The following is a 17,417-nucleotide window of genomic DNA, read 5'->3' on the forward strand; positions in this document are numbered from 1 at the left end:
GGGTTACTCCTCGCTGGGAACTTGGAAAACGTGACGCAGGTAAGAGACGAAATTCGGGTCGCGGCACTGGGTCTTGGCGGCCTCGTCGGAGATCTTCGCCACCGGCTGGCCGTTACAGTCGGTCATTTTAAGCACGATGCTCATCGGCGCCACTCCGGGGATGTCGCAGGTGAGGTTGGTGCCGATGCCGAAGCTGACATTGATGCGTCCGCGCAGCGCCCGGAAGATTTCCAGTGAGCGGGTCAGGTTGAGACCATCGGAAAACACCAGGGTCTTGGTCATCGGGTCGATTCCGAGCTTGCGGTAGTGGGCGATGGCCTTTTCCGCCCAGATGACCGGATCGCCGGAGTCGTGGCGCAGGCCGTCGAACAGCTTGGCGAAGTACAGATCGAAATCGCGCAGGAAGGCATCCATGGTGATGCAGTCGGTCAGGGCGATGCCGAGCAGGCCGCGGTATTCGCGGACCCAGCAGTCGAGGGCGGCGATCTGGCTGTCGATCAGGCGCGGGCCGAGCTGCTGGTGGGCCATGATCCATTCATGGGCCATGGTGCCCAGCGGCTTGATATCCAGTTTCCATGCCAGGTGCACGTTGCTGGTGCCGACGAAGCGTGCCGGAAACTCGGCCGCGAGCACCTTGACCACGGTTTCCTGGACGCCGTAGGAAAAGCGCCGGCGGGTGCCGAAGTCGGCCACCTGCAGCTCGGCCAGCTCATCGTCGCTGGCATTGGCCCGCAGCCAGTCGAACTTGCGCAGCAGCTGTTCGCGGGCCTGCTCCAGGCGCACCTGTGGATAACGATTGCGGTTGCGCACCTCGCTGATGATGGCCAGCAGCGGCACCTCGAACAGGATCACATGCAGCCAGGGACCGTGCAGGCGCAGGTAGAACTGGTCGTTTTCGATACCCATCTTCAGGTAGCGCAGGTTGAAGCGGAACAGGCCGAGAAAGCGCAGGAAGTCCGGCTTCATGAAGCTGATCTTCTCGAGAAAGCCCAGTTGCTCGTCGCTGATGTTCATGTCGGCGAGGCGCTCGACCTCGGCACGGATCTGCCCCAGATAGGGGCGCAGGTCTTCCCCGTTGCGGCAGCGGAATTCCCATTCGACGTCGACGTTGGGGTAGTTGTGCAGCACGGCCTGCATCATCGTCAGCTTGTAGAAGTCGGTGTCCAGCAGGCTCTGCACGATGCGGTCGGCGAAGGCGCTTTCGCTCATATAAGGCTCCAGTTCCGGCGGGTGCCATCAAGGCTGTTCATTGTGCCAGCGTTTCTGCTCCGGGGTGGCTCGCGTCTCGCGAGTCATTCGGTAGCAGACTACATATAGCGGCGATTTCTCCAACGCGGTCTAGCCTCTTATGGTGCTTGCTGTAGCAGTCGCGCACCACGGATGTGCAGTTCCGTTACGCATGCTGTTACAGGTCGGTTGCACGTAAACACGCATCGGGGTTGCAATGATGGCATGTCTTGGTTGCGCCTTCCTCAAGCGGAAGGTGGCGCTTTATGTCTGGTTCGTGGTTGCACGACCCGGAAAGAATGACCATGGCCGCCTGCCGGCGAACCCTGGTGCGAGTTTTTTTCGAATGAAAAACCTATGGCACGGCCCTTGCTCGGAGCAAATGGCTGAAACAAGTTGCTGAAGTCGTAGTGCCAATCAAAAAAACATCAGGAGCACCACCACATGTCGCAGACGTTTTACAAGAAAGGCTTTCTCGCTCTCGCCGTAGCCACGGCGCTGGGCGTTTCTTCGTATGTCCAGGCCGATCTGAAGATCGGCGTCGCGGGCCCGATGACCGGTGCCAACGCAGCGTTCGGCGAACAGTACATGAAGGGTGCCCAGGCCGCGGCCGATGTGATCAACGCCAAGGGTGGGGTGAACGGCGAGAAGATCGTCCTGGTCAAGGGCGACGATGCCTGCGAGCCGAAGCAGGCCGTGGCGGTGGCCAACCGTCTGGTGGACCAGGACAAGGTAGCGGGCGTGGTAGGCCACTTCTGCTCGTCTTCGACCATCCCGGCGTCCGAGGTCTATGACGAAGCGGGCGTGATCGCCATCACCCCAGGCTCGACCAACCCGCAGGTCACCGAGCGTGGCCTCGGCGCCATGTTCCGCATGTGCGGGCGTGACGACCAGCAGGGCATCGTCGCCGGCGACTACATCGTCGACGTGCTCAAGGGCAAGAAGGTCGTGGTTCTCCACGACAAGGACACCTACGGCCAGGGCCTCGCCGACGCGACCAAGGCACAGCTGGAGAAACGCGGCGTGAAGCCGGTGCTGTACGAAGGCCTGACCCGTGGCGAGAAGGACTTCAGCGCGGTGGTCACCAAGATTCGCGCCGCCGGTGCCGACGTCGTCTACTTCGGCGGCCTGCATCCGGAAGCCGGTCCGCTGGTGCGCCAACTGCGCGAGCAGGGCCTGAAGGACATTCCGTTCATGTCCGATGACGGTATCGTCACCGACGAACTGGTGGCCACCGCTGGCGGTGCGCAGTACACCAACGGCGTGTACATGACCTTCGGCGCCGACCCGCGCCTGCTGCCGGACAGCAAGGAAGTCGTGGAGCAGTTCCGCAAGGGCGGCACCGAGCCGGAAGGCTACACCCTGTATGCCTATGCCTCGGTCCAGGCCCTGGCCGCCGCCTTCGAGGGCGCCAAGTCGAACAAGGGCGAAGACGCCGCCAAGTGGCTCAAGGCCAACCCGGTGAAAACCGTGATGGGCGAGAAGAAGTGGGACGGCAAGGGCGACCTGACCGTCTCCGACTACGTGGTCTACCAGTGGGACGCCAACGGCAAATATCACCAACTGGAAAAACAAAAATAACAATGGCATTCGGCCCGGGCTGCCAACGCCCGGGCCGTTGCCCGGTTCTGCTGTCCCTTCTCGTAGATCTGCACAATCCTGCGCTGCGAGGGCCGCTTCATCCGGGGCCCGCCGTAGTCGGCGCTTGTGCAATCTCAAATACGTGAGATTGCGTTATGGATGGAATTTTCCTGCAGCAACTGATCAATGGACTGACCCTCGGGTCCGTCTATGGTCTGATCGCCATCGGCTACACAATGGTCTATGGCATCATCGGCATGATCAACTTCGCGCACGGCGAGGTGTATATGATCTCCGCTTACCTGGCGGCGATCAGCCTGGCATTGCTGGCCTATTTCGGTATTGAGTCCTTTCCGCTGCTGATGCTGGGAACGCTGTTGTTCACCATCGTCGTCACCGGGGTCTACGGCTTCACCATCGAACGCATCGCCTACAAGCCCCTGCGCAACTCCACCCGCCTGGCACCGCTGATCAGCGCCATCGGTATCTCGCTGATCCTGCAGAACTACGCGCAGATCAGCCAGGGCGCCCGCCAGCAAGGCGTGCCGACCCTGCTCGAAGGTGCGTGGCGCTTCGAAGTCGGCACCGGCTTCGTGCAACTGACCTACACCAAGATCTTCATCCTCATCGCCGCGTTCGCCGGCATGGCCCTGCTCACCTACGTGATCAAGTACACCAAGCTCGGCCGCATGTGCCGCGCCACCCAGCAGGACCGCAAGATGGCCTCGATCCTGGGGATCAACACCGACCGGGTGATTTCCTACGTGTTCGTCATCGGTGCGGTGATGGCCGCGCTGGCCGGCGTGCTGATCACCATGAACTACGGCACCTTCGACTTCTACGCGGGCTTCATCATCGGCATCAAGGCGTTCACCGCCGCGGTGCTCGGCGGCATCGGCTCGCTGCCCGGGGCCATGCTCGGGGGGATCGTGCTGGGTATCTCCGAATCGCTGTTCGCCGGCCTGGTCAACTCCGACTACAAGGACGTGTTCAGCTTCTCGCTGCTGGTGCTGATCCTGATCTTCCGTCCCCAGGGCCTGCTGGGTCGCCCGCTCGTGGCTAAGGTGTGAACATGTCCACTGCCAAAACTGCTTCTTCCGGTTTCGATATCAAACGCACCCTGCTGGAAACCATCGTCGCCGGCCTGCTCGCCCTGATCGTGTTCGGCCCGGTGGTGGGCGTGGTCCTCGATGGCTACGATTTCAACGCCGAGCCGACCCGCGTCGCCTGGCTGGTCGGCGGAGTGATGGCGGGGCGCCTGGTCATCAGCCTGTTCCTGCAGACCGCCGCCGGCCAGCGCATGCTCAGCGGCTTCGAAAGCGGTGGCTCGGGTGTCCACGTGCGGGCGCCGGACTACAAGTCGCGCCTGCGCTACATCATCCCGGCGCTGATCGTCATCGCCATCGTCTTCCCGATCTTCGCCAACAAGTACCTGCTGACGGTGGTCATCCTCGGCCTGATCTACGTGCTGCTGGGCCTCGGGTTGAACATCGTGGTGGGCCTGGCCGGTCTGCTCGACCTCGGTTACGTGGCGTTCTACGCCATTGGCGCCTACGGCCTGGCGCTGGGCTACCAGTACCTCGGCCTGGGCTTCTGGACGGTGCTGCCGCTGGCGGCCATCGCGGCGGCGCTGGCGGGGTGCATACTCGGCTTCCCGGTGTTGCGCATGCACGGCGACTACCTGGCGATCGTGACCCTGGGCTTCGGTGAAATCATCCGCTTGGTGCTGAACAACTGGCTGTCCTTCACCGGCGGTCCGAACGGCATGCCGGTGCCGTCGCCGACCATCTTCGGCCTGGAGTTCGGCCGTCGGGCCAAGGACGGCGGGGTGCCGATCCACGAGTTCTTCGGCTTCGATTACAACCCCAACCTCAAGTTCGTGTTCATCTACGCGGTGCTGTTCCTCGTCGTGCTGGCGGTGCTGTACATCAAGCACCGGCTGACCCGCATGCCGGTCGGCCGGGCCTGGGAAGCGCTGCGCGAGGACGAGATCGCCTGTCGTTCCATGGGCCTCAACCATGTGCTGGTGAAACTCTCGGCATTCACCCTGGGTGCGTCCACCGCCGGCCTGGCCGGGGTGTTCTTCGCCAGCTACCAGGGCTTCGTCAACCCGTCGTCGTTCACCTTCTTCGAGTCGGCGCTGATCCTTGCCATCGTGGTTCTGGGCGGCATGGGCTCGACCGTCGGCGTGGTGATCGCCGCGTTCGTCCTGACCGTGGCGCCGGAACTGCTGCGCAGCTTCTCCGAGTACCGCGTGCTGCTGTTCGGCGTGCTCATGGTGGTGATGATGATCTGGCGACCGCGCGGGCTGATCCGTATCAGCCGTGCCGGTGTAGTCCCGCGTAAAGGAGTGGCGCCATGAGCGACGACGTGATTCTGTCTGTGGATAACCTGATGATGCAGTTCGGCGGGATCAAGGCGCTGAGCGACGTCAGCCTGAAGGTCAAACGCAACGACATCTTCGCCCTGATCGGCCCCAACGGCGCCGGCAAGACCACCGTGTTCAACTGCCTCACCGGGTTCTACAAGGCCAGTGGAGGCAAGATCGAACTGAACGTGCGCGGTTCGCGCACCAACGTGATCCAGCTGCTCGGCGAACGCTTCCAGTTCGGTGACTTCCTCTCGCCGGGTCGTTTCGCCAGCCGTCTGCGCTACAAGATGTTCGGCGGTACCCACCTGGTCAACCGCGCGGGTCTGGCGCGGACCTTCCAGAACATCCGCCTGTTCCGGGAAATGTCCGTGGTGGAGAACCTGCTGGTGGCCCAGCACATGTGGGTCAACCGCAACCTGCTGGCTGGCGTGCTCAACACCAAGGCCTACCGCAAGGCGGAAAGCGACGCCCTCGACCATGCCTTCTACTGGCTGGAAGTGGTGGACCTGGTGGACTGCGCCAACCGCCTCGCCGGCGAGCTGTCGTATGGTCAGCAGCGCCGCCTGGAAATCGCCCGGGCCATGTGCACGCGGCCGAAGATCATCTGCCTCGACGAGCCGGCCGCCGGTCTCAACCCGCAGGAGACCGAGGCCCTGAGCCGGATGATTCGCGTGCTGCGCGACGAGCACGACATCACCGTGGTGCTGATCGAACACGACATGGGCATGGTCATGAGCATTTCCGACCATATCGTGGTGCTCGACCACGGCAACGTCATCGCCGAAGGCAAGCCGCAGGACATCCGCAACAACCCGACCGTGATCGCCGCCTACCTGGGTGCTGACGAAGAGGAGCTGGTATGAGCGCACCCATTCTCGAACTGCAGGATCTGGACGTGTTCTACGGACCGATCCAGGCACTGAAGAAAGTCTCGATGCACATCGAAGAGGGCGAGACGGTCAGCCTGATCGGCGCCAACGGCGCCGGCAAGTCGACCCTGCTGATGTCGATCTTCGGCCAGCCGCGGGCGGCGGGCGGGAAGATCCTCTATCGCGGCACCGATATCACTCACAAGTCCTCGCACTACATTGCCTCCAACGGCATCGCCCAGTCGCCGGAAGGACGGCGGGTGTTCCCCGACATGAGCGTCGAGGAAAACCTGATGATGGGCACCATCCCCATCGGCGACCAGCATGCCGACGAGGACATGCAGCGCATGTACGAGCTGTTCCCGCGGCTCAAGGAACGGCGCAACCAGCGGGCCATGACCATGTCCGGCGGCGAGCAGCAGATGCTCGCCATCGCCCGGGCGCTGATGAGCCGACCGAAGCTGCTGCTGCTGGACGAGCCGTCGCTGGGGCTGGCGCCGATCGTGGTCAAGCAGATCTTCTCCACCCTGCGCGAGCTGGCGCAGAGCGGCATGACCATCTTCCTCGTCGAGCAGAACGCCAACCATGCGCTGAAGCTGTCGGACCGGGCTTATGTGATGGTCAACGGGCAGATCCGCATGACCGGCACGGGGCAGGAGTTGCTGGTGAACGAGGAGGTGCGCAACGCCTATCTGGGCGGGCACTGATAGCCATTGGGGGCCGCTTTGCGGCCCTTCGCGCCGAACCGTCGCGAAGGACCGCAAAGCGGTCCCAAGCTCCATGGGAGCTCCCTCGACTTATCCCCAGTCGGACCCTGTCTTACCGCCTCGACGCTGCACAAGAATCCCCACCGCTCCCTGCTCACCCCTGCGATCCTCGCCTGCGTCCGCTGTTGATCACAGGGTTGTCCACAGAAATGTGGAAAAGTTAGCGAAAGTGCTGCTTGCGATGCGGCAGAAAGTCGCTGTAAGCAGTTGTTTTTCGTAGTGTTGAAGTTGTCCACGGATGATGTGGAAGCGATTGTGGGTAACTTGGTGGTATTTGTCTGGAGCCCTTGTAGAACGTGGCTTGCAGAGTGTTGTTCAATTTTTGAACAGCAACTTTGAAAGACCCGCTTTGCGTATTTGTCAAGTTTGAAGTTGTGCAATGAAGCGCATTTCAAAGAGCATTGAAAGCCTGTGGATAACTCTGTGGGCAAGCATTGGAAAGACACGGCCAGGCAGCGAAATTACAGGCGTTGCGCCAGTACCAGGATTATCCCCAGGCCGGCGACAGCCGATGAACGCGTGCATTGGCGGCATGGCCAGGTCAGTTCCACGCGGTGGGTCGTTCAAGGCTGTGAACAACTCCCCCTGCCGCTGTTATACAGTTGCCCCCCATCGGCGTGGAAAGCCCTGTGGATAAGGTGCGCATACCCTGCTCTGGGCCTTGTTAATCAAGGCTTTGCGAGGTTTGTTCGTTTTTTGTACAGCGGCGCGAAGACTTGCCGTCCCCCCGTGTGCCGGGCATGCTGCAAGGCTTGCCTTTCCTCTTGCCTGTGGGCAAGTCCATCCAAGGAGAACCCCATGACTTCCACCGTATTCATCACCGGTGCCACTTCCGGCTTCGGCGAAGCCTGCGCCCGTCGTTTCGCCGAGGCGGGCTGGTCGCTGGTGCTGACCGGTCGTCGCCAGGAACGTCTCGACGCGCTGTGCGCGGAGCTGGCGCAGAAGACCGAGGTCCACGGCCTGGTCGTGGACGTGCGCGATCGCAAGGCGATGGAGCAGGCGATCGCCAGCCTGCCGCCGTCTTTCGCCAAACTGCGCGGGCTGATCAACAACGCCGGCCTGGCCCTGGGCGCCGATCCCGCGCAGAAGTGCGACCTGGATGACTGGGACACCATGGTCGACACCAATATCAAGGGCCTGATGTACAGCACCCGCCTGCTGCTGCCACGGCTGATCGCCTACGGGCGTGGCGCGAGCATCCTCAACGTCGGTTCGGTGGCGGGCAATTACCCGTACCCGGGCAGCCATGTGTATGGCGGTACCAAGGCGTTCGTCGGGCAGTTCTCCCTGAGCCTGCGCTGCGACCTGCGCGGCACGGGGGTGCGCGTGACCAACATCGAGCCGGGGCTGTGCGAAAGCGAGTTCTCGCTGGTGCGCTTCGGTGGCGACCAGAGCCGTTATGACGCGACCTACGCGGGTGCGGAGGCGATCCAGCCGCAGGACATCGCCGAGACGGTGTTCTGGGTGCTGAACCAGCCGGCGCATATCAACATCAACAACCTGGAGTTGATGCCGGTGAGCCAGGATTGGGCGGGGTTCTCGATCGATCGGTCTGCCCAGAAGAATTGATCTGGCTGGGCGGCCATTTTCTCGTAGGAGCGTGGCTTGCCCGCGAAGGACCGCGTAGCGGTCCCCGATAGCGGTGAGGTCTGGGACCGCTGCGCGGTCCTTTCGCGGGCAAGCCACGCTCCTACGAGGGACGCGCGCAGGTCAGCAGGAGCGCTGCAGCCCCTCCAGACAGGTCGCCAGGTGATAGGGCGTGGTCGATGGCATATCGTCGCGACTCACCACCCCTTGGCCATCCCGGCACTCATGCCAGCCACCTTCATGCAGAAACTGTCGGCGCAATACCTCTAGCTGGGCAGGTATCTTCGCCGCGCCGTCCGCGCGCAGGGTCAGCGCCCGCAGGTACTCGGCCTGGGCCCAGATCCGCTGGGTGGCATCGCGCACATTGCCTTGCGGATCGAGCATCGCCAGCACCGCCCCGTCCTTCACCCCGCGCTCTTCGGCGAACGCGAACGCCCGTTGCAGCGACGCATGCAGCGCCGTGCCCTTGAGCAGCGGTGAGGTCTCCAGCAGATAGAACCATTCGAACTGATGCCCAGGTTCGAACCAGTTATCCACAGCCCCGCGCGGTTTCTCCAGCATCACCCCGTGGTCCGGGTCGATGAAGTGCGCCTGCATGGCGTCGCTCAAGGCGACCAGCGCGTCCCGCACTGCATCGTCCTCACGCACGGCGAGGGTGGCGAGGAACGCTTCGGCCAGGTGCATCAGCGGGTTCTGCAGGGGGCCGCTGCCCAGCGCCTGCCAGTCTTCGCCGAGGCTCGCTTCGTACAGGCCGTCCTCCGTGGCGAAACGCTCGGCGACCACGCTGAGGGCGGCATTCAGCGTCGATTCCACCAGGCTGTCGCGTGACTTCGCCCAGTAGTGGGCGCAGGCGAAGATGATGAAGGCGTGGGTGTAGAGGTCCTTGCGCCGGTCCAGCGGCTTGCCCTGGGCGTCGATGCTGTAGAACCAGCCGCCATGCTCGGCATCGTGGAAATGCCGTTGCAGCGAACGGAACAGCGCGGCGGCGCGCTCGCTGGCCCCTGGCTGCTCGATGCGGCTGCTGAACAGATACAACTGGCGTGCGCAGGCCATGGCCCGGTAGCGCTGCACCGGCAACGGCTGGTGCGTGGTCGCGAGGGCCTCGAACGGCAGGGCCATGTCCGGGTTCCAGCCGGGACCTTGCCACAGCGGCACGATGCGCTGGTCGAAATGGCGCTGGAGTTCAGCGAGCAGGGCGGGCTGGGCTGGGGAAAGTTCGGACATGGAAAAGGTTCGTCGCCGTCGTTGCGTTGGCGCGCATGGTAGCAGGAAATTTCCCCGTGGCACCGGGATCAGACCGGGTTGCCGAGCCCCTGCCAGTGCCGTGCGCCGACGAAGATGAAGCGCAGTTGCTGGGTGATCTTGGCCTGGGCGCTCAACTGCCCCGGGGCCAGCTCCGCTGGCGGGTCGATCAGTTCGGGCAGGGTGGCGAACACGGTCTTCACCACCAGGTCGGCCATCACCGCCAAGGCATCGGCGTCCAGGTGGTGCCAGCGGGTCATGCGCGCCAGGTCGGCGGCGAGGTCCGAGCTGATGCCTTCGCGCAGGCGGGCGATGGCCTGGCGTACCGGCTGCGAGCCACCGTACTGCTCGCGGGCGAGAAACAGGAACTGCGCGCGATTGGCCGTGACCACATCGAGAAAGATGCGCACCGAGGCGTCGGTGATGCCGCCCAGTTCGAATTCGTTGTGGCGGACCCTGCGGATGGTCTGGCGGAAGGTTTCGTTGACTTCGCGGACCAGGGCCAGGCCCAGTTGGTCCATGTCGTCGAAATGGCGATAGAAGCCGGTGGGCACGATACCCGCGGTGCGGGCCACTTCTCGCAGGCTGATGCTGCCGAAACCGCGACCGCTTTCCATCAGTTGGCGGGCGGCGTCCAGCAGGGCGTGGCGGGTCTGTTGCTTCTGTTCGGCGCGCGGCAGCATGGCGGTACGGTTCGTGTGAAACAGGCCTGCACTCTAATGGGCGGGGCCGGAAAAACAAAGCCCGGTCAGTTGACCGGGCCTCGGAGGGGAAGTGCTTGCGCGCGGGTAGCTGTTGTTTTGGCGCATAGGCATCAGCTCACCCGTTGTGCTTGTTCGATGGCGCGGTCGGAACCACCTTCGGCGACACGGTTGGCGCGGTCGATCAGACGGTCGGAACCACCTTCGGCAACACGGTTGGCACGTTCGATGGCACGGTCGGAACCACCTTCGGCAACGCGGTTGGCGCGGTCGATCAGACGGTCGGAACCACCTTCGGCAACGCGGTTGGCACGTTCGATGGCGCGGTCGGAACCACCTTCGGCAACACGGTTGGCACGTTCGATGGCACGGTCGGAGCCACCTTCGGCAACGCGGTTGGCACGTTCGATGGCGCGGTCAGAACCGCCTTCGGCAACGCGGTTGGCGCGTTCGATGACGCGGTCCGAACCACCTTCAGCCAGGGTATTGAGTGGCTGGGAAACCGTGGCGGCGCTGGAGCGGGCTTCGGCGGACAGGTGTTGATCGGCGGCCGGTACGGCGAAGGCGTTGGCGGCCAGGATGGACAGGGTCAGGCTGAGCAGCAGTTGGCGTTTCATGGTCCGTTTCTCCTTGGGGAGGCTGGGAAAGTGGGTACGAGGGCAATGCTACTCTTGGAAATTGGATAGAAAAGTTCATAAAGATAATGGTAACAATCAACGGGATTGATATATTCCGCCGGCCGCTCTAGACCGGGCCTTTCCCGAGTACGGAAGTCGGAATTGCAGCGCTGTTCGAGTGAAATGATCACGCCGCGTTGATGGAAAAAACTGGCGGACACGGCAGGAAAAATCCTCACGACCAGGTGGATCGGGTAAAACCCCTCGGCATTTCGCCAGTCCCAAGTACAAGTGCGTGGCTCACGCACACTGCCTGCCTTGCTGTCACTGGAGAATCGTGCAATGACGCGCCCCGCCAAAATCATCACCGGGACCCTGGCCAGCCTTGCGCTGGTCCTGGCGTTGCTGGTGATCTTCATCGCCACCTTCGACTGGAACCGGGCCCGACCTTTCCTCAACGACAAGGTGTCGCAAGCCCTGCAGCGTCCCTTCTCGATCAACGGCGATCTTGCCGTGCACTGGCGTCGCGAGCCCGAGGATGGGGGCTGGCGGGCCTGGGTGCCGTGGCCGCATTTCACCGCCGAGGACCTGACCCTGGGCAACCCCGAGTGGTTGAAGGAGCCGCGGATGGTCGCTCTGCGGCAGGTGGATTTCCGCCTGTCGCCGCTGCCGCTGCTGGCCCGGCGCATCGTCATTCCGCGTATCGACCTCAAGCAGCCCAGCGCCAGCCTCAAGCGCCTGGCCGATGGCCGGGCCAACTGGACCTTCGACTTCGGCCCCGCGGACGAGCAGGCCGAGCCGTCGCAGTGGGTGCTGGATATCGGTGCCATCGGCTTCGACCAGGGCCAGATCGCGTTCGATGACGCGACGCTGAAGACCAGCGTCCAGGTCCGCATCGACTCGCTCGGCAAGCCGATACCGTTCAGCGATATCGTCGGCAAGTCCACCGCCGAGCGGGTCCGCAAGGAAAATGCCGCGCCGCAGGACTACGCCTTTGCGCTCAAGGTCACCGGCAGTTACAAGGGCGAAGCCCTCAGCGGCGAGGGCAGGATCGGCGGTCTGCTGGCGCTGCAGGACGCCAGCCAGCCGTTCCCGGTGCAGGCGGACATGCGTATCGCCAAGACCCGCGCGATCATCGCCGGCACCCTGACCGACCCACGCAACCTTGGCGCCCTGGATCTGCGCCTGAAACTGTCCGGCGCCAGCCTCGGCAACCTGTACCCCTTGACCGGTGTGACCCTGCCGGACACCCCGCCCTACCAGACCGACGGCCATCTCTTCGCCAGGCTGCACGAGCCGGGTGGTGCGCTGTTTCGCTACGAGGGCTTCAACGGCAGGATCGGCGACAGCGACATCCATGGCGACCTGTCCTTCGTCGCCAGCCAGCCGCGGCCGAAGCTGAGCGGCAAGCTGGTGTCCAACCAATTGCTGTTCAAGGACCTCGCGCCGTTGATCGGTGCCGATTCCAATGCCCAGCAGAAGGCCCGTGGCGGCGCGGCCAGGCAGCCGGGGGACAAGGTCCTGCCGGTGGAAGAATTCCGTACCGAACGCTGGCGGGCGATGGACGCCGACGTCACCTTCGCCGGCAAGCGCATCGTGCAGAGCGCAGAGCTGCCGTTCACCGATCTCGCCAGCCATGTCCTGCTCGAAGACGGCCTGCTGCGTCTTGAGCCGCTGTCCTTCGGTGTCGCCGGAGGCAAGCTGGACATGCAGGTGCGTCTCGATGGCCGCAGTGCGCCGATGCAGGGCCGGGTGCGCCTGAGCGCGCGCAATCTGAAGCTCAAGCAACTGTTCCCCACCTTCGAACCGATGAAGACCAGCTTCGGTGCCCTCAATGGCGATGCCGACCTCAGCGGGCGCGGCAACTCGGTGGCGGCGCTGCTGGGGACGTCCAATGGCGAACTCAAGCTGCTGATCAACGATGGCGCGGTGAGTCGCGGCCTCATGGAGATCGCCGGCCTGAACGTGGGCAACTACGTGGTCGGCAAGCTGTTCGGCGACAACGAAGTGAAGATCAACTGCGCGGCCACCGATGTCGGGATCAAGGACGGCCTGGCGACGCCCCGGCTGTTCGTGTTCGATACCGAGAATGCAGTGATCAATGTGACCGGCACGGCGAACTTCGCGACCGAGCAGCTGGACCTGAAGATCAATCCCGAATCGAAGGGCCTGCGCCTGTTCTCGCTGCGTTCGCCGCTGTATGTGCGCGGGTCGTTCGCCAAGCCGTCGGCGGGTGTGCAGGCGGTGCCGCTGGCGTTGCGCGGGGCGGGGATGGTGGCGCTCGGGGTAGTGGCGGGGCCTGCGGTGGGGTTGCTGGCGCTGATCGCACCGAGCAGCGGGGATGAGCCGAATCGCTGTACGCCGTTGCTGGAGCAGATGCGGGCCGGCAAGGCGCCGAAGACCGTGAAATGAAAGGGGCTTACCAAAATCCCCCGTAGGAGCGCGGCTTGCCCGCGAAAGGACCGCGCCAGCGGTCCCGGACATCGGTGAAGCCGGGACCGCTGGCGCGGTCCTTTCGCGGTGGTTCGGCACTCCGACGAGCCGCGCTCCTACAGGGTCGAGGGGCGTTACAGGCCTTTCAACAGATCCGCCATATCATCCGCATGCTCTTCTTCCTGAGCCAGGATGTCCTCGAAGATGCGCCGCGTGGTCGGATCACTGTCGCCGATGAAGCGCACGATCTCGCGGTAGCTGTCGATGGCAATGCGTTCCGCCACCAGATCCTCCAGCACCATCTCCTTCAGGCTCTTCCCGGCCACGTACTGGGCATGGGAGTTCTTGCTCAGGTTGTCCGGGTTCAGGTCCGGCTCGCCCCCCAGTTGCACGATGCGTTCGGCCAGCTTGTCGGCGTGCTCCTGTTCCTGGTTGGCGTGTTCGAGGAACTCGGCCGCGGCGACGCTGGCCTTGATCCCGCTGGCCATGTAGTAGTGGCGCTTGTACCGCAGGGTGCAGACCCATTCGGTGGCCAGCGACTCGTTGAGCAGGCGCAGGATGGTCTGCCGGTCGGCGTTGTAGCCCTCGGTCACCGCGCCTTGCTCCACATGCTGGCGCGCGCGCTGGCGCAGGGTATTCACATCGGTCAACGTAACGTTGCTCATGACGGTCTCCAGGCTGAAAGACGGGGGCGCCGCGCACTGCCGGCGCGGGCGCTACATCAGGTACGAGTCGCCAGGCGGCGGGAAAGTTTTATCAACCCGACACTGCCTGTTGGTCTTTCTGCCGTTGCTCGCAGGTCTTGAAACCCTTGGCGTCGACATGCCCGGTGGCATCGAAGCGCACGTAGTAAGGCTGTTGATGACCTTCCTGGTTGAGGATGTAGTTGTTGCAGGTCCCGCCGTGGGGCAGGTCGATCACCGTCGACGGGCTGCCGCCGATGGCGATGACTTTCTGCATGGTCATGCCGTTTTCCACCTGCTTGACCAGCGGCTGGTCGCGGTAGGTGACGTAGTCCACCGGATTTTCCGGACGGCTGCCGCAACCGATCAGGGTGGCACCGGCCAGAACGGCGATCAGGGCATGCTTGTACATGGTCGTACTCCCTCGCAATGGGCCTTCGTGGCCCGATACGGCTTTGGAACCGCGCGGGACGGCGGGAGTTCGATTGCGATTGCCATCGTTTCGCTTGTAGGGTGATGGCCTGTCCATGGACCGGGGGTTGTCATGTCGCAAGCGCTTGCCACTCGTTACCCGCTGGTGTTGGTGCCGGGCATGCTCGGTTTCGTCCGGCTGCTGCTCTATCCCTACTGGTTCGGTATCTTCGCGGCGTTGCGCCGGGGCGGTGCGCAGGTGTTTCCGGTGCAGGTGTCGCCGCTGCACAGCTGCGAGGTACGTGGTGAGCAGTTGCTGCGCATCGTCGAGGAGCTGCGGCAGCGCACCGGCGCCGACAAGGTCAACCTGCTCGGTCATAGCCAGGGCGCGCTGACGGCCCGCTATGTGGCGGCGAAGCGCCCGGAGTGGGTGGCCTCGGTCACCTCCATCGCCGGGCCCAACCACGGCTCGGAACTGGCCGATTATTTCGCCCGGGAATATCCCGGCGACTCGCCGCGAGGGCGTTTGCTCAAGGCCCTGCTGCACGGCCTGGCGATATTGATGGGCTGGCTGGAGACCGGCTGGAAAGGCCCGGCGCTGCCCATCGACGTGCATGCCTCGCACCTGTCCCTGACCCGCGATGGCGTGGCCGCTTTCAACCAGCGCTATCCGCAGGGCCTGCCCGAGACCTGGGGCGGTGAAGGGCCCGCCGAGGTCAATGGCGTGCGCTACTACTCCTGGTCCGGCGTGCTCACGCCCGGCATCACCGACCGCGGGCGCAACCGCCTGGACGGCAGCAACCGTTTCTGTCGCCTGTTCGCCCGGACCTTCGTGATCGAGAAGGGCCAGTGCGACGGTATGGTCGGGCGCTACAGCTCGCACCTGGGCCAGGTGATCGGCGACGACTTTCCCCTCGATCACCTGGATATCGTCAACCAGTCCCTCGGCGCGGTGGGCAAGGGTGCGCAACCGGTGAAACTGTTCACCGAGCATGCGGCCCGACTCAAGGCCGCCGGCTGCTAGCGTCCGGCAGGATGTAAAAATTCTTGTCTAAACTCCGGTGACCGCTGCTCCCTCACGCAGCGCTCAGGAGAACTGCCATGAAGATGCTGCACGTGCCGTTGCTGTTGCTGGGAATGCTGATGGCGTCGCAGGGCTTTGCCGCCACCGCCCAGCAGGAAAAGATGAAGACCTGCAACGCCGACGCCACCGCCAAGGCGCTCAAGGGCGACGAGCGCAAGGCATTCATGAGCGATTGCCTGAAAGCCAAGCCGGCCGCGACCCAGCAGGACAAGATGAAGACCTGCAACGCCGACGCCACTGCCAAGGCGCTCAAGGGCGATGAACGCAAGACCTTCATGAGCGACTGCCTGAAGAAAAAATGACCGCCGCCGAACGCGGGTCATTGCCCTGGAGCAATGGCTCGTCGTCCGGTATCGCCCGCCCCTATGCCTGTCCGTCGAAGGCTGGCAGACTGCCGCCTTTGTCGTCTTTGGCTGTCTGAGGTTGTATGACTTTTACCCAGCGTCAGATCGTGCTGGCCAGTTGGATCATCATATTCGCCGGCTTGTTGCTGGTATTGCCGCTCAAATTGCTGCCGAGCCTGCTGGCCGGGTTGCTGGTGTTCGAGCTGGTGAACATGCTCACGCCGAAACTCCAGCACGTGATCGCCGGGCCGCGTGCGCGCTGGCTGGCGGTGGCGCTGCTGGGCACCCTGGTGGTCAGTACGCTGACCCTGGTCTTCGCCGGGGCGATCAGCTTCCTCCTGCACGAAGCGGAAAATCCCGGCGCATCGCTGGACCGCTTCATGCTGCTGGTGGACCAGGCCCGCGGCCAGTTGCCGCCGTTCGTCGATGCCTACCTGCCGGCCAGCGCCGCCGAGTTCAAGGTGGCCATCGGTGACTGGCTGAAGACTCACCTGGGCGAGCTGCAGCTGGTGGGCAAGGGTGCGGCGCACATGTTCGTCACCCTGCTGATCGGCATGATTCTCGGGGCCATCGTCGCCCTGCAGCGCATCCCTGACATCTCCCGGCGCAAGCCGCTGGCGGCGGCGCTGTTCGAGCGTCTGTCGCTGCTGGTCCAGGCGTTTCGCAACATCGTTTTCGCGCAGATCAAGATTTCCCTGCTCAACACCGTGTTCACCGGGGTGTTCCTCGCCGTGGTGCTGCCGATGTTCGGCGTGCACCTGCCGCTGACCAAGACCCTGATCGTGCTGACCTTCCTGCTCGGGCTGCTGCCGGTGATCGGCAACCTGATGTCCAACACCCTGATCACCATCGTCGGCCTGTCGCTGTCGATCTGGGTCGCGGCGGCGGCGCTGGGCTACCTGATCGTCATCCACAAGGTCGAGTACTTCCTCAATGCGCGGATCGTCGGCGGGCAGATCAGTGCCAAGGCGTGGGAGCTGCTGCTGGCGATGCTGGTGTTCGAAGCCGCGTTCGGCCTGCCGGGGGTGGTGGCGGGGCCGATCTATTACGCGTACCTGAAGAGTGAGTTGAAGCGGGCGGAGCTGGTGTGAGTTCGGTGCGGCCTGGGCCGGCTTCATCGCTGGCTTGCCAGCGATTAGCATAGGTATCTACACAACTCCGAAAGCCTGACAGGAAACTGCATCAGGGCCGCCAGGTGCCCGTCTTGAATCTTGCAGCGCCCTGAAGATCGAGCGCCGCCCGCGCGGCGCATCGCGGGCAATCGGAACGCCGCCCGGCCCGCTCCCACATCGGTTGCAACGTACCTATGTCTGACAGGCCATAGTTGTCTGCCTTGTTGGTTCGACTCGATACCGAGTCGAACCAACAGCCTCCCCGCGATGCATCGCCGAAGAAACAAAGGCTGACAACTCAAATCCAACAGGCCATGGCACGTTGCAAAAGATGTGGGAGCGGGCCGGGCGGCGTTCCGATTGCCCGCGATGCGCCGCGCGGGCGGCG

General features: G+C 63.7%; 16 protein-coding genes. 10 read left to right on the plus strand and 6 right to left on the minus strand.

Features of this window, described 5'->3' with window-relative positions; translation table 11 throughout:
- Positions 1–3 precede the first annotated feature (3 nt).
- Positions 4–1,209: a nicotinate phosphoribosyltransferase gene (gene pncB / locus CHB99_RS21585; protein WP_042120266.1), complete on the minus strand. Its 1,206-nt coding sequence runs from the start codon at positions 1,207–1,209 to the stop codon at positions 4–6.
- A 462-nt stretch (positions 1,210–1,671) separates the two neighbouring features.
- On the opposite strand from pncB, the gene CHB99_RS21590 reads away from it, so the two are divergent.
- From CHB99_RS21590 to CHB99_RS21615, 6 genes are all read left to right on the plus strand, one after another.
- Positions 1,672–2,808: a branched-chain amino acid ABC transporter substrate-binding protein gene (locus tag CHB99_RS21590; RefSeq protein WP_042120265.1), complete on the plus strand. Its 1,137-nt coding sequence runs from the start codon at positions 1,672–1,674 to the stop codon at positions 2,806–2,808.
- A gap of 155 nt (positions 2,809–2,963) precedes the next feature.
- A complete protein-coding gene (locus tag CHB99_RS21595; protein WP_042120264.1) occupies positions 2,964–3,878 on the plus strand; it encodes an ABC transporter permease subunit in 915 nt (304 codons plus the stop codon).
- Positions 3,879–3,880: 2 nt separating this feature from the next.
- Entirely contained in the window at positions 3,881–5,170 is a 1,290-nt protein-coding gene (gene livM / locus CHB99_RS21600; RefSeq protein WP_042120263.1) for a high-affinity branched-chain amino acid ABC transporter permease LivM, read from the plus strand.
- Positions 5,167–6,042 carry an ATP-binding cassette domain-containing protein gene (locus CHB99_RS21605; protein WP_042120261.1) on the plus strand — a complete coding sequence of 292 codons (876 nt, stop codon included), beginning with the start codon at positions 5,167–5,169 and terminating at the stop codon, positions 6,040–6,042. The genes livM and CHB99_RS21605 overlap by 4 nt, the downstream gene beginning before the upstream one ends.
- On the plus strand, positions 6,039–6,755 hold the full coding sequence (locus tag CHB99_RS21610; protein ID WP_042120259.1) for an ABC transporter ATP-binding protein: 717 nt from the start codon (positions 6,039–6,041) through the stop codon (positions 6,753–6,755). The genes CHB99_RS21605 and CHB99_RS21610 overlap by 4 nt, the downstream gene beginning before the upstream one ends.
- 858 nt (positions 6,756–7,613) lie before the next feature.
- The gene (locus CHB99_RS21615) at positions 7,614–8,384 is read left to right on the plus strand and encodes an SDR family oxidoreductase (RefSeq protein ID WP_042120258.1); all 771 of its coding nucleotides are present in this window, start codon (positions 7,614–7,616) and stop codon (positions 8,382–8,384) included.
- 141 nt (positions 8,385–8,525) lie between these two features.
- On the opposite strand, the gene CHB99_RS21620 is transcribed toward CHB99_RS21615, so the two are convergent.
- The 3 genes from CHB99_RS21620 to CHB99_RS21630 form a co-directional block, all read right to left on the minus strand.
- Positions 8,526–9,626, minus strand: coding sequence for an AGE family epimerase/isomerase (locus CHB99_RS21620; RefSeq protein ID WP_089266623.1), 1,101 nt, complete (start codon positions 9,624–9,626; stop codon positions 8,526–8,528).
- 68 nt (positions 9,627–9,694) lie between these two features.
- Positions 9,695–10,327, minus strand: coding sequence for a TetR family transcriptional regulator (locus CHB99_RS21625; RefSeq protein ID WP_042120256.1), 633 nt, complete (start codon positions 10,325–10,327; stop codon positions 9,695–9,697).
- A gap of 131 nt (positions 10,328–10,458) precedes the next feature.
- The gene (locus tag CHB99_RS21630) at positions 10,459–10,962 is read right to left on the minus strand and encodes a hypothetical protein (protein ID WP_042120255.1); all 504 of its coding nucleotides are present in this window, start codon (positions 10,960–10,962) and stop codon (positions 10,459–10,461) included.
- A 342-nt stretch (positions 10,963–11,304) separates the two neighbouring features.
- Here CHB99_RS21630 and CHB99_RS21635 point away from each other — a divergent pair, with 342 nt between their 5' ends.
- Positions 11,305–13,374 (plus strand): AsmA family protein, encoded by a 2,070-nt coding sequence (locus CHB99_RS21635; protein WP_042120254.1) that lies wholly within the window; start codon positions 11,305–11,307, stop codon positions 13,372–13,374.
- Between the two features lie 155 nt (positions 13,375–13,529).
- Here CHB99_RS21635 and CHB99_RS21640 read toward each other — a convergent pair whose 3' ends face one another.
- Positions 13,530–14,060: a ferritin-like domain-containing protein gene (locus CHB99_RS21640; protein WP_042120252.1), complete on the minus strand. Its 531-nt coding sequence runs from the start codon at positions 14,058–14,060 to the stop codon at positions 13,530–13,532.
- A gap of 91 nt (positions 14,061–14,151) precedes the next feature.
- On the minus strand, positions 14,152–14,490 hold the full coding sequence (gene osmE, locus CHB99_RS21645; protein WP_042120250.1) for an osmotically-inducible lipoprotein OsmE: 339 nt from the start codon (positions 14,488–14,490) through the stop codon (positions 14,152–14,154).
- A gap of 132 nt (positions 14,491–14,622) precedes the next feature.
- Here osmE and CHB99_RS21650 point away from each other — a divergent pair, with 132 nt between their 5' ends.
- The 3 genes from CHB99_RS21650 to CHB99_RS21660 all read left to right on the plus strand — a co-directional run bounded on the left by CHB99_RS21650 (position 14,623) and on the right by CHB99_RS21660 (position 17,008).
- On the plus strand, positions 14,623–15,513 hold the full coding sequence (locus tag CHB99_RS21650) for an esterase/lipase family protein (protein ID WP_042120249.1): 891 nt from the start codon (positions 14,623–14,625) through the stop codon (positions 15,511–15,513).
- A 77-nt stretch (positions 15,514–15,590) separates the two neighbouring features.
- Positions 15,591–15,875, plus strand: a complete 285-nt coding sequence (locus CHB99_RS21655) for a PsiF family protein (RefSeq protein WP_042120246.1) — start codon at positions 15,591–15,593, stop codon at positions 15,873–15,875.
- 125 nt (positions 15,876–16,000) lie between these two features.
- The gene (locus tag CHB99_RS21660; protein WP_042120244.1) at positions 16,001–17,008 is read left to right on the plus strand and encodes an AI-2E family transporter; all 1,008 of its coding nucleotides are present in this window, start codon (positions 16,001–16,003) and stop codon (positions 17,006–17,008) included.
- Positions 17,009–17,417 lie beyond the last annotated feature (409 nt).

It is taken from the genome of Pseudomonas japonica (assembly GCF_900188455.1).
Lineage (GTDB): Bacteria > Pseudomonadota > Gammaproteobacteria > Pseudomonadales > Pseudomonadaceae > Aquipseudomonas > Aquipseudomonas japonica.

Coding starts and splice junctions, on each gene's coding strand:
- osmE (WP_042120250.1), bottom strand. CDS start 14,490: ATGTACAAGCATGCCCTGATCGCCGTTCTGGCCGGTGCCACCCTGATC.
- pncB (WP_042120266.1), bottom strand. CDS start 1,209: ATGAGCGAAAGCGCCTTCGCCGACCGCATCGTGCAGAGCCTGCTGGAC.
- CHB99_RS21595 (WP_042120264.1), top strand. CDS start 2,964: ATGGATGGAATTTTCCTGCAGCAACTGATCAATGGACTGACCCTCGGG.
- CHB99_RS21630 (WP_042120255.1), bottom strand. CDS start 10,962: ATGAAACGCCAACTGCTGCTCAGCCTGACCCTGTCCATCCTGGCCGCC.
- CHB99_RS21660 (WP_042120244.1), top strand. CDS start 16,001: ATGACTTTTACCCAGCGTCAGATCGTGCTGGCCAGTTGGATCATCATA.
- CHB99_RS21620 (WP_089266623.1), bottom strand. CDS start 9,626: ATGTCCGAACTTTCCCCAGCCCAGCCCGCCCTGCTCGCTGAACTCCAG.
- livM (WP_042120263.1), top strand. CDS start 3,881: ATGTCCACTGCCAAAACTGCTTCTTCCGGTTTCGATATCAAACGCACC.
- CHB99_RS21640 (WP_042120252.1), bottom strand. CDS start 14,060: ATGAGCAACGTTACGTTGACCGATGTGAATACCCTGCGCCAGCGCGCG.
- CHB99_RS21655 (WP_042120246.1), top strand. CDS start 15,591: ATGAAGATGCTGCACGTGCCGTTGCTGTTGCTGGGAATGCTGATGGCG.
- CHB99_RS21625 (WP_042120256.1), bottom strand. CDS start 10,327: ATGCTGCCGCGCGCCGAACAGAAGCAACAGACCCGCCACGCCCTGCTG.
- CHB99_RS21610 (WP_042120259.1), top strand. CDS start 6,039: ATGAGCGCACCCATTCTCGAACTGCAGGATCTGGACGTGTTCTACGGA.
- CHB99_RS21615 (WP_042120258.1), top strand. CDS start 7,614: ATGACTTCCACCGTATTCATCACCGGTGCCACTTCCGGCTTCGGCGAA.
- CHB99_RS21635 (WP_042120254.1), top strand. CDS start 11,305: ATGACGCGCCCCGCCAAAATCATCACCGGGACCCTGGCCAGCCTTGCG.
- CHB99_RS21650 (WP_042120249.1), top strand. CDS start 14,623: ATGTCGCAAGCGCTTGCCACTCGTTACCCGCTGGTGTTGGTGCCGGGC.
- CHB99_RS21605 (WP_042120261.1), top strand. CDS start 5,167: ATGAGCGACGACGTGATTCTGTCTGTGGATAACCTGATGATGCAGTTC.
- CHB99_RS21590 (WP_042120265.1), top strand. CDS start 1,672: ATGTCGCAGACGTTTTACAAGAAAGGCTTTCTCGCTCTCGCCGTAGCC.